The organism is Terrabacter sp. Root85, assembly GCF_001429185.1.
In the GTDB taxonomy this organism is placed as follows: Bacteria; Actinomycetota; Actinomycetes; order Actinomycetales; family Dermatophilaceae; genus Terrabacter.
In genome coordinates, this window is the sequence record NZ_LMIW01000008.1 from 824,710 (window position 1) to 840,090 (window position 15,381).

Annotated in this window: 15 protein-coding genes; 11 read left to right on the forward strand and 4 right to left on the reverse strand. The window is 72.6% G+C overall.

Translation table 11 applies throughout. From position 1 onward, the window contains the following. Position 1 precedes the first annotated feature (1 nt). Entirely contained in the window at positions 2 to 1,051 is a 1,050-nt protein-coding gene (gene trpD / locus ASE25_RS10325; RefSeq protein WP_056825178.1) for an anthranilate phosphoribosyltransferase, read from the forward strand. Positions 1,052 to 1,144: 93 nt separating this feature from the next. Here trpD and ASE25_RS10330 read toward each other — a convergent pair whose 3' ends face one another. Both ASE25_RS10330 and ASE25_RS10335 read right to left on the reverse strand, forming a co-directional pair. After that, positions 1,145 to 1,429 (reverse strand): Lrp/AsnC family transcriptional regulator, encoded by a 285-nt coding sequence (locus ASE25_RS10330; protein WP_020145466.1) that lies wholly within the window; start codon positions 1,427 to 1,429, stop codon positions 1,145 to 1,147. A 19-nt stretch (positions 1,430 to 1,448) separates the two neighbouring features. Continuing rightward, positions 1,449 to 3,248: a DEDD exonuclease domain-containing protein gene (locus tag ASE25_RS10335; RefSeq protein ID WP_056825180.1), complete on the reverse strand. Its 1,800-nt coding sequence runs from the start codon at positions 3,246 to 3,248 to the stop codon at positions 1,449 to 1,451. A 320-nt stretch (positions 3,249 to 3,568) separates the two neighbouring features. On the opposite strand from ASE25_RS10335, the gene ASE25_RS10340 reads away from it, so the two are divergent. Beyond that, entirely contained in the window at positions 3,569 to 3,832 is a 264-nt protein-coding gene (locus ASE25_RS10340) for a hypothetical protein (protein ID WP_235508624.1), read from the forward strand. Between the two features lie 56 nt (positions 3,833 to 3,888). Continuing rightward, positions 3,889 to 5,247, forward strand: coding sequence for a hypothetical protein (locus ASE25_RS10345; RefSeq protein WP_056825183.1), 1,359 nt, complete (start codon positions 3,889 to 3,891; stop codon positions 5,245 to 5,247). 4 nt (positions 5,248 to 5,251) lie between these two features. On the opposite strand, the gene ASE25_RS10350 is transcribed toward ASE25_RS10345, so the two are convergent. Beyond that, a complete protein-coding gene (locus tag ASE25_RS10350; RefSeq protein WP_056825184.1) occupies positions 5,252 to 7,042 on the reverse strand; it encodes a long-chain fatty acid--CoA ligase in 1,791 nt (596 codons plus the stop codon). A gap of 220 nt (positions 7,043 to 7,262) precedes the next feature. Here ASE25_RS10350 and ASE25_RS10355 point away from each other — a divergent pair, with 220 nt between their 5' ends. Genes ASE25_RS10355 through ASE25_RS10370 form a run of 4 tightly spaced genes read left to right on the forward strand, consistent with a single transcriptional unit; the run spans position 7,263 to position 10,007 of the window. Beyond that, positions 7,263 to 7,706 carry an SRPBCC family protein gene (locus ASE25_RS10355; protein WP_056781101.1) on the forward strand — a complete coding sequence of 148 codons (444 nt, stop codon included), beginning with the start codon at positions 7,263 to 7,265 and terminating at the stop codon, positions 7,704 to 7,706. Positions 7,707 to 7,712: 6 nt separating this feature from the next. Further along, positions 7,713 to 8,309 (forward strand): hypothetical protein, encoded by a 597-nt coding sequence (locus ASE25_RS10360; protein WP_056825186.1) that lies wholly within the window; start codon positions 7,713 to 7,715, stop codon positions 8,307 to 8,309. Then, on the forward strand, positions 8,306 to 9,274 hold the full coding sequence (locus ASE25_RS10365; protein WP_056825188.1) for an ROK family glucokinase: 969 nt from the start codon (positions 8,306 to 8,308) through the stop codon (positions 9,272 to 9,274). The genes ASE25_RS10360 and ASE25_RS10365 overlap by 4 nt, the downstream gene beginning before the upstream one ends. A 49-nt stretch (positions 9,275 to 9,323) precedes the next feature. Continuing rightward, a complete protein-coding gene (locus tag ASE25_RS10370; protein ID WP_235508625.1) occupies positions 9,324 to 10,007 on the forward strand; it encodes an endonuclease/exonuclease/phosphatase family protein in 684 nt (227 codons plus the stop codon). A gap of 24 nt (positions 10,008 to 10,031) precedes the next feature. Here the strand turns inward: ASE25_RS10370 and ASE25_RS10375 are convergent, their stop codons facing one another. Next, positions 10,032 to 10,694, reverse strand: coding sequence for a hypothetical protein (locus tag ASE25_RS10375; RefSeq protein WP_056781090.1), 663 nt, complete (start codon positions 10,692 to 10,694; stop codon positions 10,032 to 10,034). 189 nt (positions 10,695 to 10,883) lie between these two features. Here ASE25_RS10375 and ASE25_RS10380 point away from each other — a divergent pair, with 189 nt between their 5' ends. The 4 genes from ASE25_RS10380 (at position 10,884) to ASE25_RS10395 (ending at position 15,381) form a co-directional block, all read left to right on the forward strand. Then, positions 10,884 to 11,771: a 1-acyl-sn-glycerol-3-phosphate acyltransferase gene (locus ASE25_RS10380; RefSeq protein ID WP_056781088.1), complete on the forward strand. Its 888-nt coding sequence runs from the start codon at positions 10,884 to 10,886 to the stop codon at positions 11,769 to 11,771. A 4-nt stretch (positions 11,772 to 11,775) separates the two neighbouring features. Next, positions 11,776 to 13,149: a MacS family sensor histidine kinase gene (macS, locus tag ASE25_RS10385; protein ID WP_056781086.1), complete on the forward strand. Its 1,374-nt coding sequence runs from the start codon at positions 11,776 to 11,778 to the stop codon at positions 13,147 to 13,149. A gap of 17 nt (positions 13,150 to 13,166) precedes the next feature. Next, a complete protein-coding gene (locus ASE25_RS10390; RefSeq protein ID WP_056781283.1) occupies positions 13,167 to 13,859 on the forward strand; it encodes a response regulator transcription factor in 693 nt (230 codons plus the stop codon). 85 nt (positions 13,860 to 13,944) lie between these two features. Further along, positions 13,945 to 15,381 (forward strand): class II 3-deoxy-7-phosphoheptulonate synthase, encoded by a 1,437-nt coding sequence (locus ASE25_RS10395; RefSeq protein ID WP_056781083.1) that lies wholly within the window; start codon positions 13,945 to 13,947, stop codon positions 15,379 to 15,381.

A 15,381-nucleotide genomic window follows, 5' to 3' on the forward strand; every position in this document is an offset into this window, starting at 1 on the left:
CATGGCGCCCGACGCGACGACCTGGCCTGCACTGCTGACCGACCTCATCGCCGGTCGTGACCTCGATCGGCCGACGGCCGAGTGGGCCATGGGGCAGATCATGAGCGGGGAGGCCACGCCCTCTCAGGTCGCGGGCTTCCTCATCGGCCTGCGCGCCAAGGGCGAGAGCATCGAGGAGATGCGGGGCCTGGCCGAGCAGATGCTCGCCCACGCGCGGCGGATCGAGGTGCCGGGGCCGAGCCTCGACATCGTCGGCACCGGCGGCGACCGGGCCCACACGGTCAACATCTCGACGATGTCCGCGATGGTGGCCGCGGCTGCCGGCGTGCGTCTCGTCAAGCACGGCAACCGGGCCGCCTCGTCGTCGTCCGGCTCGGCGGACGTGCTCGAGGCCCTCGGCGTCGACCTGTCCCTGCCTCCCGAGCGTGTCGTCGAGGTGGCGTCGGAGGCCGGCATCACCTTCTGCTTCGCGCAGACCTTCCACCCCTCGTTCCGTCACACCGCGGTGCCGCGCCGCGACCTCGGCATCGGGACGGCGTTCAACTTCCTCGGTCCACTGACCAACCCGGCCCAGCCGACGTATGCCGCCGTGGGCTGCGCGGACGCCCGCATGGCCCCGTTGCTGGCCGGCGTCTTCGCGCACCGTGGCAAGGACGCCGCGGTGTTCCGCGGCGACGACGGTCTCGACGAGGTCACCGTCTCGACGACGACGCACGTGTGGTGGGTCCGCGAGGGCTCCATCACCGAACGCTCGCTCGACCCCACTCGCCTCGGCGTCGAGCTGCACCCGATCGAGGAGCTGCGCGGCGGCGACGCGGCGCACAACGCCGGCGTGGTCCGTGACGTGTTCGCCGGCGTGACGGGAGCCGTCCGGGACGCCGTGCTCCTCAACGCCGGGATCGCGCTCGCGCTGACGCGTCCGGACACGGGGGCGTCGGAGGGCGACTTCGACCGTGACGTGCGTGCCGGGATGGACCGTGCGGCCGAGGCCATCGACAGCGGAGCCGCGACCGGCCTCGTCGAACGCTGGGTGGCCGCGACCCGACGCTGAGCCGGTCGGACAGTCAGCCGGTCGGCTCGCTCAGGCGTCCACTCGGTCGGCTCGGCCGGGGTCCGCGACGAGGCGAGGGTCTGTGTCGACCTGCTACTCGCCCTCGAGCCCGAGGCTGAAGGCGGCCTCGAGGTCGTGCGACGAGTAGGTGCGGAAGGCGATGTGCGTCGACGTTCCGACGATGCCCTGCACCTTGTTGAGCCGGTCGGCGATGACGTCCGCGAACTCCTCGTGCGCCTTGACCCGCACCATGGCGATGAGGTCGGCGTCGCCCGTCACCGAGTAGACCTCGGACACGGCCGGGATGTCGGCGATGGCCTCGGCCACCTCCGGGATGCGGTCGACCTCGCAGCTGATCATGACGATGGCGGTGATCACGGGACCACCCTAGCCGGGCCTACCCCGCGCGACGCAGGCCGCCGCCTCGGCCCGGGCGACCGGCGCGGCCGGGTCGGTCGCCGTGCGGGGAGCCGGCACGCGGTCCGGGCACGTCGTGGTCGAACCCGACGACCTCGTGCGCCGATGCGACGGCGGGCTCGAGCTCGCTGCGCACCGAACCGGCGCCGCCGACGGGGCACGTCCAGGTCCCCTCGAGCTCGACGATGCGCACGCCCGGCGCCTCGAGCCACCGGAGCAGGATCTCCGTCTCCTCGGTGAGGGCGGACGGACGGTCGGGCGTCGGTGCGGGCACGACCTCGGCCGTGGCCTGCATCGACCGGACGTAGGGCATCGGGTCGGCGCCGCGCGGGCTCACCACGACGCCGGCGAGGCGTCCGTGGCGGACGGAGACGAGCTCCCACCCACCGACGTCGCTGCGGCGCGCGGCGATGATTTCGGGAGAGCGGACCAGGGGGGCCAGCCGCTGGGCGCGAGCGGCTCCGCGGACGAGCTGGAGGAAGCGGTCGCGCACCCGCGCCGCATCCTCGAACCGCTCCTGCGAGGCCAGCTCCTCGAGGCGGACCCGGAGCAGCTCGGCGCTGGGCCGGGCGTTGCCGGTGAAGATGGCGCGGCACTCGGCGACGACGACGGCGTAGTCACCCTCGGACTGCGCGCCGGTGCACGGGGCGCCGCACCGGCCCATGTCGGCGAGGGCGCAGGCGGTGCCTCGGCCGGTGAGCCGGCCGGTGCACTGACGCAGCGGGACGACCTCGTGGACGGCGTCGATGGCCGCCTGGGCCGTCGCCCGGGACCGGAACGGCCCGATGTAGTGGGCGTCGTCGTCGCGGACCTGCTTGACGATCGACAGGCGGGGGAAGCGCTCCTGGGTGAGCTTGACCCAGATGACCTTGCGGCCGTCCTTGGACCGGCGGTTGAACCGCGGCTTGTGCTCGTCGATGAGCCGCAGCTCGCGCACCTGGGCCTCGAGCGAGGTCTGGCAGACGACGGGGTGGACGACGTGGGCGAGGCGCACCATCTCGGCCATCCGGCTGCGCTGCTCCGAGGCCGTGAAGTAGGTGCGCACCCGGGTGCGGATGTCGCGACTCGTGCCGACGTAGAGGACGCGGTCGCTGCCGTCCTTGAAGAGGTAGACGCCGGGGGCGCTGGGCAGGGGATCGGCGAGGAAGCGCTTCCGTCGCTGCGACGGGGTGACCCGAGAGCTGTAGCTCGACAGCTCCTCGAGCGTGTGCACGCCGAGGTTGCCGACGCGTTCGATGAGTCCGTGGAGGACGTCGACCGTGGCTCGGGCGTCGTGCAGGGCCCGGTGGTCGGGTGCCGTCGTGGAGCCGAAGACCTGGGCGAGCGACGAGAGCCGGTGGTTGGGCGACTCGTCGCGCACGACGAGCTGCCGGGCCAGCTGGAGCGTGTCGAGGACCGGGAAGCCGGGCCACGGAGCGCCGACCCGGGCGGCAGCGGCCTTGAGGAAGCCGATGTCGAACCCGGCGTTGTGGGCGACGAGGACGCTGCCGGCGGCGAACTCGAGGAAGGCGGGCAGGGCGCTCTCGATGCGCGGCGCGTCGCGGACCATGGAGTCGGTGATGCCCGTGAGGACGGAGATGAACGCCGGGATGGGCTCGGCCGGGTCGACGAGGGTCTGGAACTCGCCGAGCACCTCGCCGCCGCGCACCTTGACGGCGCCGATCTCGGTGATGCCGCACTGGGCGGGTGAGCCACCGGTGGTCTCGAGGTCGACGACGACGAACGTGACGCCGGCAAGGGGGGTGCCGAGGTCGTCGAACGTCGCCTGGATCGCCTGCATGACCTCGACGGTATGCCGGGGCGCCGACAATGCCTCGGAGGCGCGTCGGTCGCAAGCCCTTCTGGCACAAGGGGGCCGGACGGCGCCTGAGGATCACGGTGCCCCGGGGCGTTGCCCTCCCGTGCGGCTCGACGCCGGTCCCGCGGCCATCCGGCGGAGGCCGGGAGGCGAGTCGACGACCGAGTGTCCCGGGGCAGTGTCAGTGGGGCCACCTAGCGTCTTTCACGACAGATCGCAACGAGAGACGAAGGGGTTGGACCACGATGATGCTCGTCGACTGCCAGACCTGCCCGGTGCGGGACGTCCACTGCGCAGACTGCATGGTGACCGCGCTGGCGGGGATCCCGCTGCGTTCGGGCGCCACCGCACCCGGCGCCGACACGCGACCCGGCCGCCCGCGGCCGGTCGACGACCGCCGTGAGGTCGACGGGGTCATGACCGCACCCCTCGACCGAGCGGAGCGACGGGCCGTGTCTGCCTTCGTGGCGGCAGGGCTCGTCTCCGTGTCCACGGCCAACACGGCTCGCGCCGAGCTCGAGCCCGCCGAGGTCGTGACGCACCACCGAGCGCGCCACGCCGTCTGACCCCACGGGCGACGGGGACGGGCCACAGCAACAGCTCCGCATGACACGATGTCGCGGTGTCGGGCACCCGTCGTCGCGGACCTGCGCGGGAGGCCGCCTCGGCGGCGTTGGCCGCGCTGCTCGTCCTGACCCTGACGGCGTGCACGGCGGCCGGTCCGCACTCGGGGCCCCCGGCGACGGCAGCACCGCACCCGACCTCGCCCAGCGGCGGGCTCGGCGCAGACGCCGAGGTCACTCCGGAGGCGTGGGCGTCGTCCCGTCAGCGTGCGGTGACGGAGCTGCTGCGCGCCCGCTTCGCCGCTGCGGAGCGGTCTGACGAGAGCGGGTGGCTCGCACCCCTGCAGGCGGCGTCATCCGCGGCGCTGCGCCCGACACAGGTCGCCGTCCTCGACCGCATGACGCGCATGGCGGTGGAGAGCATCCGGCTCGTCGGCGTCCGCGAGACCACCGCGCCGGTTCCGGCAGCCCGGGGGACCACGGTCGAGTGGGACGTCAGGGCGAGCCTCACCTACAGGCTTCGGGGCTTCGACGCTCGTCCTCGGTCCTTCGACCTCGACCTCACCTTCAAGGCTGACCCCAGTCGGCCCGCAAGCCTGGCCATCACGGCGTCGGCTCCCTCCGGGCGCCCGCAGCCCTGGGATCTCGCGGGCCTCGTCGTCCGGAGGTCGGACACCGCGCTGGTGCTGGGCGTCGGCGACGACGACCGGATCGAGGAGGTCGTCCGTCGGGCGCGCACGGCGGCCTCGCGGGTCGCGAGCGTGTGGGGAGAGGTGCGCCCCGCGGTCTGGATCGCCCCGGCCACCGACGCCGACGCCGCCCGGTTGCTCGGACGCGCGGCCGGCGACCTCGACGGCGTCGCCGCGGCCACTGACGGTCCGCTGACGCCGGGGGAGAGAGCCGGGGCAGACCGCATCGTGCTCGTCCCGGGAGCGTGGGCCTCGCTGCGTCCCGACGGCCGCGACGTCGTCATGACGCACGAGCTGACCCATGTCACCGTGCGGGCCTCGACGACACGGGCCGTGCCCGTCTGGCTGTCCGAGGGCTTCGCCGAGCTCGTCGCGTACGAGCCGATCGACCTGCCGGAGGCGACGATCGTCGCTCCGGCGCTCGAACGTGTGCGAGCGTCCGGCCTGCCGCAGGCACTGCCGGCCGACGCGGACTTCGACCCGGGCACCCACGCGCTCGCGGCGGCATACGGCCTCTCGCTGCTGGCCCTGCGCACCCTCGCCGACGCGCACGGCACCCAGGCCGTCGTCCGTCTCTACCGGGCCACAGCCGGCGGGCTCGACGTCCCGACCTCCCGGCTCGACGACCGCGAGGCAGCCGTCGACGCCGCCCTGCGCAGCACGACCGGAACGACACGGGCAGCCCTCGTCACGGACTGGCAGGCGCGCATCCGCCACCTGCTCCGCTGAGCCCTCAGGCGTAGAGCTTCTCGACCTCGTCGGCGTAGTCCTTCATGACGACGTTGCGCTTGAGCTTGAGCGACGGCGTCAGGTAGCCGTTGGCCTCGGTGAAGTCGCCGGGCAGCACCGCGAACTTGCGGATCGACTCGGCCTTGGAGACCGCCTCGTTGGCCCGGTCGACGGCCTCCTGCAGCGCCTCGAGGACCTTCGGGTCGGTGCGGGCCTGGTCGAGTGACACTCCCTCGATGCCGTGCGTCTTGGCCCAGAGCGGCCACATCTCCTCGTCGAGCGTCACGAGGACGGCGACGAAGGGCTTCTGGTCGCCGACGACGATGCACTGCGAGACGAGGGGGTGTGCGCGGAGGCGGTCCTCGAGCACGGCCGGGGCGACGTTCTTGCCACCCGCCGTCACGAGGATCTCCTTCTTGCGGCCGGTGATCCGCAGGTAGCCGTCCTCGTCCATCTCGCCGATGTCGCCGGTGTGGAACCACCCGTCGACGATGGCGTCGGCCGTCGCGGTCGGGTTGTCGTGGTACGCGTTGAAGACGCCGACACCCTTGAGCAGGATCTCGCCGTCCTCGGCGATCCGGATGCCCGTGCCCGGCAACGGCGGTCCGACGGTGCCGATCTTGATCTTGTCCGGCGTGTTGACCGCGACGGGCGCGGTCGTCTCGGTGAGGCCGTAGCCCTCGAGGATGACGACCCCGATGCCCCGGTAGAAGTGGCCGAGGCGCGTGCCGAGGGGCGCCCCGCCGGAGACGGCGTAGCGCACGTGCCCGCCCATGGCTGCGCGCAGCTTGCCGTAGACGAGACGGTCGAAGACCGCGTGCTGGATCCGCAGTCCGAGGCCGGGTCGGCCGGCGTCGAGGGCCTCGCTGTAGGCGATCGCGACGGTGGCCGCGCGCAGGAAGATCTTGCCCTTGCCCTCGGAGGACGCCTTGGCCTCGGCCGAGTTGAAGATCTTCTCGAAGACGCGGGGGACGGCGAGCACGAAGGTCGGCTGGAAGCCGGCGAAGTCGTCGAGCAGCGTCTTGATGTCGGCCGAGTGGCCCATCCGTGCGCGACCCTCGACGCAGAGCACCTCGATGAAGCGGGCGAAGACGTGCGCGAGGGGCAGGAAGAGCAGGGTCGAGGCGTTCTCGGTGAGGACGACCTGGCCGAGCTTCTCGATGGCGTTCTCGGCGAGGTCGAGGAAGTTGCCGTGGGTCAGCTCGCAGCCCTTGGGTCGGCCCGTCGTGCCCGAGGTGTAGATGATCGTCGCGACCGCCCGTCGGTCGAGTCCGGCCCGGCGCGCGGCCAGATCGGCGTCCGAGACCTCACGGCCCTTCTCGCGCAGGGCGTCGAGACCACCGGCGTCCATGGTGACGACGTCGCGGAGCGACGGCAGGTCGCCCCGGACCTGCTCGACGACCGAGCGGTGTGCGTCGGTCTCGACGACGACGACCTGGGCGTCGGAGTCCGAGAGGATCCACTGGACCTGCTCGGCCGAGGAGGTCTCGTAGATCGGCACGACCACGGCGCCCGCACTCCACGCGGCGAAGTCGACGAGGGTCCACTCGTAGCGCGTGCGCGACATGAGGGCGACCCGGTCGCCGGGCTGGAGCCCTTCGGCGATGAGGCCCTTGGCGACGGCGGCGACGTCGTCGGCGAACTGGGCCCACGTCACGTGCGTCCAGCCCCCGGAGGGCGTCTTGCGGGAGAACGCGGTCTCGCTCGCGTTCTCCGCGGCGTTGCGCACGGGGAGGTCGGCGAGGCTTCCCTCCGTCGTGACGGGGGCGAGTGGTGCGACGACGTTGTCCTTCACTGTCACTCCTGATGGCGGGGCCGGGGAACTGTGCTGCACCTTACCGATCGGTAACCGCGCAGACCACGTCAGCATCATCACAGGGTGGGCTCGGCGGTCGGGCGCGCCGCCCCGCGGCGCAGGGCTGCCGTCGTCCCCATCTTGGCACGCGGCCGACGCGGGATGACACCGGCGGGGACAACCGCGGTCGGCCCGCTGACGACGCGATAGCCTTCGGCGCATGGCCGATCGCACCGAGTCCTCCATCGTCATCGACGCCCCGCCCGGCGAGGTGCTCGACGTCATCGCGGACTTCGAGGCCTACCCCGAGTGGGCGGGCGAGGTGAAGGACGTCACCGTGCTCGCCGAGGAGGGTGACGGCTGGGCCGACCAGGTCCAGTTCACCCTCGACGCCGGCGCCATCAAGGACACCTACGTCCTGGACTACGAGTGGGACGTCGTCGAGGACGGCACGGGCGTCGTCTCGTGGTCCCTCGTCTCCGCGCAGGTGCTCAAGGCGATGAACGGCTCCTACACCCTCGCCGGTGACGGCGACGGCACGAAGGTCACCTACCGCCTCTCCGTCGACGTCAAGATCCCCATGATCGGGCTGCTCAAGCGCAAGGCGGAGAAGGTCATCGTCGACACCGCGCTCAAGGAGCTGAAGAAGCGCGTCGAGGCCTGACCGACCGTGACACCGAACGACGGTCCCGACGCGGCACCCGCCGCCCCCGACCAGCCCCACCGGCTCGACGCCGACGAGTCGTCGCGCCCCGACGACGCGCCCCCCGGCAGCGTCGCGGCAGAGGCTGCGCTGCTCGTCGACCTGCTCTCCCGCCGCACCTGGGCGGGAAGCTCGCGTATGCCGTCCGGTGACTCCCGGGGTGAGCGTGCGGGCGGCGCAGCGCACGGCCACGACCACGCCGCAGGCCCGGCGTCGCCGGCGGGTGACCCAACGGGCCCGGACGCAGCGCGTCGAGCCGACGGGTCGGCGGGGGAGTGCACGTGCGGGGGCACGACGCCCGCTGCGTGCCGCGTGTGTCCCGTCTGCCAGCTCATCGCCTTCGTCCAGCAGGTCAACCCCGACACCATCGAGAAGGTCGCCGACTTCGTCGGCTTCGCGGCCACGGCCCTGCGCGACCTCGCGACGGCGCAGCGGGAGCGGCGCGCCGAGCCTGCGCCCGACCGTGACACGGACCGCGACGACGCCCATCCCAGCGCCGACGCCGACGACATCGACGCCGACGACATCGACGCCGACGAGAACGGGCCCGGAGGCAGCGCATGAGCAGGCGTCTCGCGATCGGCATCGACATCGGCGGCACGAAGGTCGCGGGTGGTGTCGTCGACGAGTCCGGCGTCATCACCCATCGCACCCGTCGTGACACCCCCCACCGCTCGACGTCTCCGGCGGTCGTCGAGAACACCATCGTCGAGTCGGTCGAGGAGCTGCTCAGCCACGTCGACGCCGACGACGTCGTGGCCGTCGGCATCGGCGCGGCGGGCTTCGTCGCCGAGGACCGCGCGACCGTCGTCTTCGCGCCGCACCTGTCCTGGCGCAACGAGCCGCTGCGTGACGCGCTCTCCCAGCGCATCGCCCTGCCGATCACCGTCGACAACGACGCCAACGCCGCGGCCTGGGCCGAGGCGACCTTCGGTGCCGCCCGGGGTGAGTCGCACGTCGTCGTCATCACGCTCGGCACCGGCATCGGCGGCGCCCTCATCATCGACGGCAACGTCCAGCGCGGCCGGCACGGCATCGCCGGCGAGTTCGGCCACATGCAGATCATGCCGGGCGGCGCGCGCTGCGAGTGCGGCAACCGTGGCTGCTGGGAGCAGTACGCCAGCGGCAACGCGCTCGTGCGCGAGGCCCGCGCCATGATCGAGGCCGGGTCTCCCGTCGTCGCCGACCTGCTCGCCCGTCTCGGCGGCGACGCCAACGCGCTGACCGGTCCTTTCATCACCGAGGCCGCCCGCGAGGGCGACCCCACCGCGCGCGAGCTGCTCGCCGACATCGGCGAGTGGCTCGGTGTCGGGCTGGCCAACCTCGCCTCGGCCTTCGACCCCGGCCTCTTCGTCATCGGCGGTGGCGTGAGCGCGGCCGACGAGATGCTCATCGGCCCGGCCCGCGAGGCCTTCCGCCGCCAGCTCCCGGGGCGCGGCTACCGTCCGGAGGCGCGGATCGTGCGCGCCGTGCTCGGCAGCGACGCCGGTCTCATCGGCGCCGCCGAGCTCGCGCGCGCCGGCCGCTGAGCCGGTGGCCGCGCGGCCCGGTGGCCGACCGGAGCATGTGCTGCGGATCATGAGCTACAACGTCCACGACCTGCTCGACGACCGGGCAGCAGCGGCACGCGTCGTGCGTGCCGTCGCCCCCGACGTGCTGTGCCTCCAGGAGGTCCCGCGCCGGCTCACGACGGAGCTCCGCCTCCCGCCGTTCGCGCGTGACTGCGGTCTGCACTGGCGTCGGGGCCGCCTCGGCACGGGCGGGACGGCGGTGCTGACGGCCGCACGGGTGGTCGTCCACGGCGCGTCGCGTGGCCGTCTGCCGGTCCGCTTCCCCGACCGCACGCGAGGGTATGCCGCTGCGACCGTCTCGCTCCCGACCGGCGGTCCGTCGCGTCGTGCCGTCACCGTCGTCAGCGTGCACCTCGGGCTGCGCGCCTCCGAGCGGGCGAGGCACGCGGCCACCGTCCTCGCCGGTCTCACCCGGCTCGCTGGGCTCGACGACCGGGCCGTCATCGCAGGGGACCTCAACGAGGGACCCGGCGGGACGGCATACGCGATGTTCGCCGAGCACCACCCGCCGGTGTCCGGCAACGCGCCCACGTTTCCCGCGCTCGACCCGAGGACCGCCCTCGACGTCGTCTTCGCCGGGCCGGGACTGCGGGTCGTCGAATCGGCCGAGACCGTCGTGGACGAGGGTGACCTCGTAGCGGGGTCGGACCACCGGCCGGTCTGGGTCGACCTCGACCTCGGGTCCGACTGACGTGTCGGACCGCCTCGCGAGCGGCTAGAGGCGGGTGCCGTCGTCGAACGGGTCCCGCTCGGTGCCGCCGCGCAGGACGAGCAGCACGAAGCCGACGACGACCATGGTCAGGGCCGTCACGACCCACCAGCCGCTGCCGTCACGGTCGAAGAAGAGGACGTAGAGGAGCAGCAGCGGGCCGCCGGCGAGGCCGCCGACGATCGCCCAGAACATCGGGTCGGTCTCGGCCGACGGGAGGTCGATCTCGGAAGGGGGGACGAAGTGGTCGTCGCCGTCCGATGCGGCGTCGGCGTCGTCGCGGCGGGACGTCGGGCCGCGCCACTCGTGGGACGTCGTCGGGGCGATCGGCAGCTCGAGCAGACCGGACGACCCCGACGGGGTCGACGCGCCGGCTCCGGGCTGCTGCGGCGGTGCCGCGGGGTCGGTGCCCCGGCCGGCCTGCGGGCGTTCCACCGGCGAGGGTGAGGCGTCCGGGGCCGACGTCGGACCGGGCTGGTCGGCCGCGTCGGCCGTGTCGGCCTCGGTCGGCGAGACCGACGGTGGCGCAGGGTCGGCGACCTGCTCGGCCGCCGGCTGGGCCACCTGGTCAGTCGACGCCGGGGCGTCACGACGCTGTGGCTCGGGTGCCTCGTCGTCCCATCCCGCGATGATCCGCGCGAACTCCGCGTCGAGGTCGCGGTCACTCATCGTCCGCCCCCGGCGACGGTCGTGCGGAGGGGCTGGAAAGACATGCCGAAGCCCGTTGCGGCGTCGGGACGGACCGTCACGGTGGGGCTCCTCGGGCGAAGCGGCTGGACCTGCTGATCCTCGCATGCGCCGCTGTCAGTGCGCGAGTGTCGTAGAGTTCGAGCCGTCACAGACGGAAGGCGGACACGGTTGTTCTACTGGTTCCTCAAGACGATCGTCATCGGGCCGATCATCAAGCTCCTCTTCCGTCCGTGGGTGGAGGGGGAGGAGAACATCCCCGAGGAGGGTGCCGCGATCTTCGCGAGCAACCACCTGTCCTTCTCCGACTCGATCTTCCTCCCGCTCGTCGTGTCCCGCCGCGTCACGTTCCTCGCCAAGAGCGACTACTTCACCGGCCGAGGCATCAAGGGCCGGCTCACCGCTGCCTTCTTCAAGGGCGTCGGGCAGCTGCCCGTCGACCGGTCGGGCGGCAAGGCGAGCAACGCCGCGCTGACCTCGGGGCTCAAGGTGCTGCGTCGCGGTGACCTGCTCGGCATCTACCCCGAAGGCACCCGGTCACCCGACGGCCGTCTCTACCGCGGCCGCACGGGCGTGGCGCGGATGGCGCTCGAGGGCAAGGTCACCGTCATCCCCGTGGCCATGATCGGCACCGACAAGGCCCAGCCCACCGGCAAGGTCATCCCGCGGATCATGCGGGTCGGGGTGCGGGTCGGCAAGCCGCTCGACTTCTCGCGCTACGAGGGCATGGAGGACGACCGCTTCGTCCTGCGCTCGATCACGGACGAGATCATGTACGAGCTGATGCTGCTCTCGGGCCAGGAGTACGTCGACATGTACGCCACGTCGATGAAGGACCGGCTCGTCTCCGCGGCTCGGGCCAAGGCCCGTGAGCTGCAGGAGGCTGCCAAGCCCGGCAGCGCCGCGCCCGAGCTGGAGGAGGCGCTCGACGCCGCCGAGGGCAAGGCCCGGCCGGCCCAGGCCCGGCCGGCCCAGGCCTCCGAGTCGTCCGGAGCGACCTCGGCCTCGACCGCCGAGGACGACGGCGACGGCGACGCTCCCGTCGTGGCGGCGTCCTGACGTCATGGCTCGCACGCGGCACGGCGCGGGCCCGGAGCACGACCGTGTGCCCGACGGCGAGCCAGGCGATGTGCCGGGCGGCCCTGACACCGACCTGATCCCGGCTCCGGCGCCGCTGTCCGACGACGAGCTCCCCGCCGCCGTCTCGGCGCCGACGGTGGCGGTGCTCGACGACGAGCACGCCATCGTTCGCGGGCTCTGGCGCGGCATCGACGTCTTCCGCTGCCTCGCCCTCGCGTATGCCGTGTGGTCGGTCTGGGAGCGGCACGAGCAGATCGCGCACCTCGTCGGGGCGGTCGCCATCCTCGGGGTCCTCGCCGGCTGGACGCTCGCGGTCACGTTGCGACCGGTGCGCACGGTCCGCGCCTACACCATCGAGCTCGCCATCGGCTGCTCCGCGATCCTCGCGACCCGGCTCGTCGACGACCCCGACGTCATCACTGCCGGGGCCAAGACCATCCCCTCGATCTGGCCCACCGCAGCCGTCATCGGGTTCGCGGTGCTGCGCGGCTGGCGCGGTGGTCTCGCGGCCGCCTCGCTCGTCGCGGCGTGCTCCTTCGTCGAGGTGGTTGAGCCGACGCCCAACACCATCACCAACTCGATCTTCGGGCTCCTGCTCGGTGGCTGCATCGGCTACTGCGTCGACCTCGCCCGGTCGAGCCACGCGGCGCTCGCCGAGGCCATGCGGCTCGACGCCGCCCGCGCCGAGCGCGACCGGCTCGCCCGGACCGTGCACGACGGCGTCCTCCAGACGCTCGCCTTCATCAACCGGCGCGCGAGCGACATCGGCGGGGAGACGGCGCGGCTCGGTGCGATGGCCGGTGAGCAGGAGCGGATCCTGCGCACGCTCGTGAGCCAGACCGACCTCGCCGAGGTGGGCCGTGCCGTCAGCGGTGACGCCGACCTGCGCACCCTGCTGCGCCACGTCGAGGGCGACAGTGTCCAGCTCGTCTCGCCCGCCGACGCCGTGCTCCTGCCACGAAGGGTCGCCGACGAGGTCGTCGCCGCCGTCGAGGCCGCCCTCGACAACGTCCGCCAGCATGCCGGCGACGACGCGCGGGCCTGGGTGCTGCTCGACGACGACGGCGACGAGATCGCCGTGACGATCCGCGACTCCGGTCGAGGCGTTCCGGAGGGTCGGCTCGAGGAGGCCGTCGGGCAGGGCCGTCTCGGTGTCTCGTCGAGCATCCTCGGCCGCCTCGCCGACCTCGGCGGCACCGCGACCATCACGTCCGGGTCCGCCGGTGGGACGACCGTCGAGCTGCGGATCCCCAATCGCCGGACGACACGTCTGACCAACCGGCACCATGGTCGCCGGACGCCCGCGACGACCGAACGCGGGCCGCAGGTCCGCACCCGGGGACAAGGAGCACCGTGACGGAGCAGGAGGACGCCATGCCGCAGCAGGGGAGCAGCACGCCGCCCGAGCACATCCGGGTCGTCGTCGCCGACGACCACCCGATGTGGCGCGACGCCGTCGCCCGTGACCTCGCCGACGCCGGCTTCGAGGTCCTCGCGACCGCGGACGACGGCCGGTCGGCGGTTGCGAGGACCCGGGCCACGGTGCCGGACGTCCTCGTCCTCGACCTCAACCTCCCGGGCCTGTCCGGCGCCCAGGTCTGCGCCGCCCTCGCCGCGGCCCAGGTGCCGACCCGCATCCTCATCCTCTCGGCGAGCGGCGACCACCAGGACGTCCTCGACGCGGTCAAGGCCGGCGCGCTCGGCTACCTCGTGAAGTCGGCCGGACGTGAGGAGTTCCTCGCCGCGGTGCGGGCCACGGCCGCGGGGGAGCCGGTCTTCACCGCCGGCCTCGCCGGCCTCGTCCTCGGCGAGTTCCGGCGGGTCAAGGCCGCGGGTGGAGGCACCCCGGAGCGACCCGTCCCCGAGCTGACCGACCGCGAGACCGAGATCCTCAAGTACGTCGCGACGGGCATGGGCTACAAGGAGATCGCGTCGACACTGTTCCTCTCGCACCGCACCGTGCAGAACCACGTGCAGAACATCTTCGGCAAGCTCCAGATGCACAACCGCGTCGAGCTCGTCCGCTTCGCGATGGAGCGCGGTCTCGACCTCGCCGACCCGACGTGACCGCATCGACCCGGGCTGACCCGGCTCCGCCGCCCGGACGGCATACGTCCTCGGTGGAGCGACCGCGGCGCTCGAAGGTTTCGGGATGCGGACCCGGGCGGGGGCACCCCCGTGCGACGTCTACGCTGGCGGGGTGAACACGAGGACCGCCACCGCCGATGCCGGCCTCGAACCCGTTGACGGGTCCGAGGCCCTCGCCGCCCTCACGGCCGCGGCCACCGAGCTCGAGGCCCAGCAGCAGCCTGCCTGGCCCGACACGGCTGCCCTGGCCGAGGTGATCGAGACCCTCGCCTCGTATCCTCCGCTCGTCTTCGCGGGCGAGTGCGACATCCTCACCGACCGGATGGCCAAGGCCGCCGTGGGTGAGGCCTTCGTGCTCCAGGGTGGCGACTGCGCCGAGACCTTCGCCTCCGCGACGGCCGACAACATCCGCGACCGCATCAAGACGATCCTCCAGATGGCCGCGGTGCTGACCTACGGCGCATCGGTGCCCGTCATCAAGATCGGGCGCATGGCCGGACAGTACGCCAAGCCGCGCAGCTCGACCGTCGAGACCCGCGAGGGCGTGACCCTGCCTGCCTTCCGCGGCGACATGGTCAACGACTTCGCGTTCCACGAGACCGCCCGCATCCCCGACCCGCAGCGCCTCGTCCGGGCCTACCACGCGAGCTCGGCGACCCTCAACCTCGTGCGCGCTTTCACGACCGGTGGATTCGCCGACCTGCGGCACGTCCACGACTGGAACCGTGGTTTCGTCGCCAACTCGGCCAACCAGCGCTACGAGAAGATCGCCAAGGACATCGACAAGGCGATGCGCTTCATGTGGGCCTGTGGTGCCGACTTCGACGCCATGCGCACCGTCGAGTTCTACGCCGCCCACGAGGCGCTGCTGCTCGACTACGAGCGGCCCCTGACGCGCATCGACTCGCGCTCGGGGCGTCTCTACGACACGTCCGGTCACTTCGTCTGGGTCGGCGAGCGCACCCGTCAGCTCGACGGCGCCCACGTCGACTTCGTCTCGCGCATCAGCAACCCCATCGGCGTCAAGCTCGGGCCCAAGGCCGACATCGACGAGGTGCTGCGCCTCATCGACACGGTCGACCCGAACCGCACGCCGGGCCGCCTGACCTTCATCACCCGCATGGGCGCGGGCACGATCCGCGACGCCCTGCCGGCTCTCGTCGACAAGGTGACGGCGTCCGGTGCCACCGTGACGTGGATCTGCGACCCGATGCACGGCAACACCTTCGAGAGCCCGTCCGGCTACAAGACGCGTGACTTCGAGGACATCGTGGAGGAGGTGCGCGGCTTCTTCGAGGTGCACCAGTCCCTCGGCACGATCCCCGGCGGCATCCACGTCGAGCTCACCGGCAACGACGTCACCGAGTGCCTCGGCGGCGCGGAGAAGATCATCGACTCCGACCTCGAGAAGCGCTACGAGTCCGTGTGCGACCCCCGCCTGAACCACCAGCAGTCACTGGAGCTCGCGTTCCTCGTCGCCGAGATGCTCGGCCAGGCCTGA

Excerpts from the sequence above, each read along its gene's own strand:
- trpD (WP_056825178.1), top strand. The coding sequence starts at position 2 with ATGGCGCCCGACGCGACGACCTGGCCTGCACTGCTGACCGACCTCATC.
- ASE25_RS10335 (WP_056825180.1), bottom strand. The coding sequence starts at position 3,248 with ATGCAGGCGATCCAGGCGACGTTCGACGACCTCGGCACCCCCCTTGCC.
- ASE25_RS10340 (WP_235508624.1), top strand. The coding sequence starts at position 3,569 with ATGGTGACCGCGCTGGCGGGGATCCCGCTGCGTTCGGGCGCCACCGCA.
- ASE25_RS10355 (WP_056781101.1), top strand. The coding sequence starts at position 7,263 with ATGGCCGATCGCACCGAGTCCTCCATCGTCATCGACGCCCCGCCCGGC.
- ASE25_RS10365 (WP_056825188.1), top strand. The coding sequence starts at position 8,306 with ATGAGCAGGCGTCTCGCGATCGGCATCGACATCGGCGGCACGAAGGTC.
- ASE25_RS10370 (WP_235508625.1), top strand. The coding sequence starts at position 9,324 with ATGAGCTACAACGTCCACGACCTGCTCGACGACCGGGCAGCAGCGGCA.
- ASE25_RS10375 (WP_056781090.1), bottom strand. The coding sequence starts at position 10,694 with ATGAGTGACCGCGACCTCGACGCGGAGTTCGCGCGGATCATCGCGGGA.
- macS (WP_056781086.1), top strand. The coding sequence starts at position 11,776 with ATGGCTCGCACGCGGCACGGCGCGGGCCCGGAGCACGACCGTGTGCCC.
- ASE25_RS10390 (WP_056781283.1), top strand. The coding sequence starts at position 13,167 with ATGCCGCAGCAGGGGAGCAGCACGCCGCCCGAGCACATCCGGGTCGTC.
- ASE25_RS10395 (WP_056781083.1), top strand. The coding sequence starts at position 13,945 with ATGCGGACCCGGGCGGGGGCACCCCCGTGCGACGTCTACGCTGGCGGG.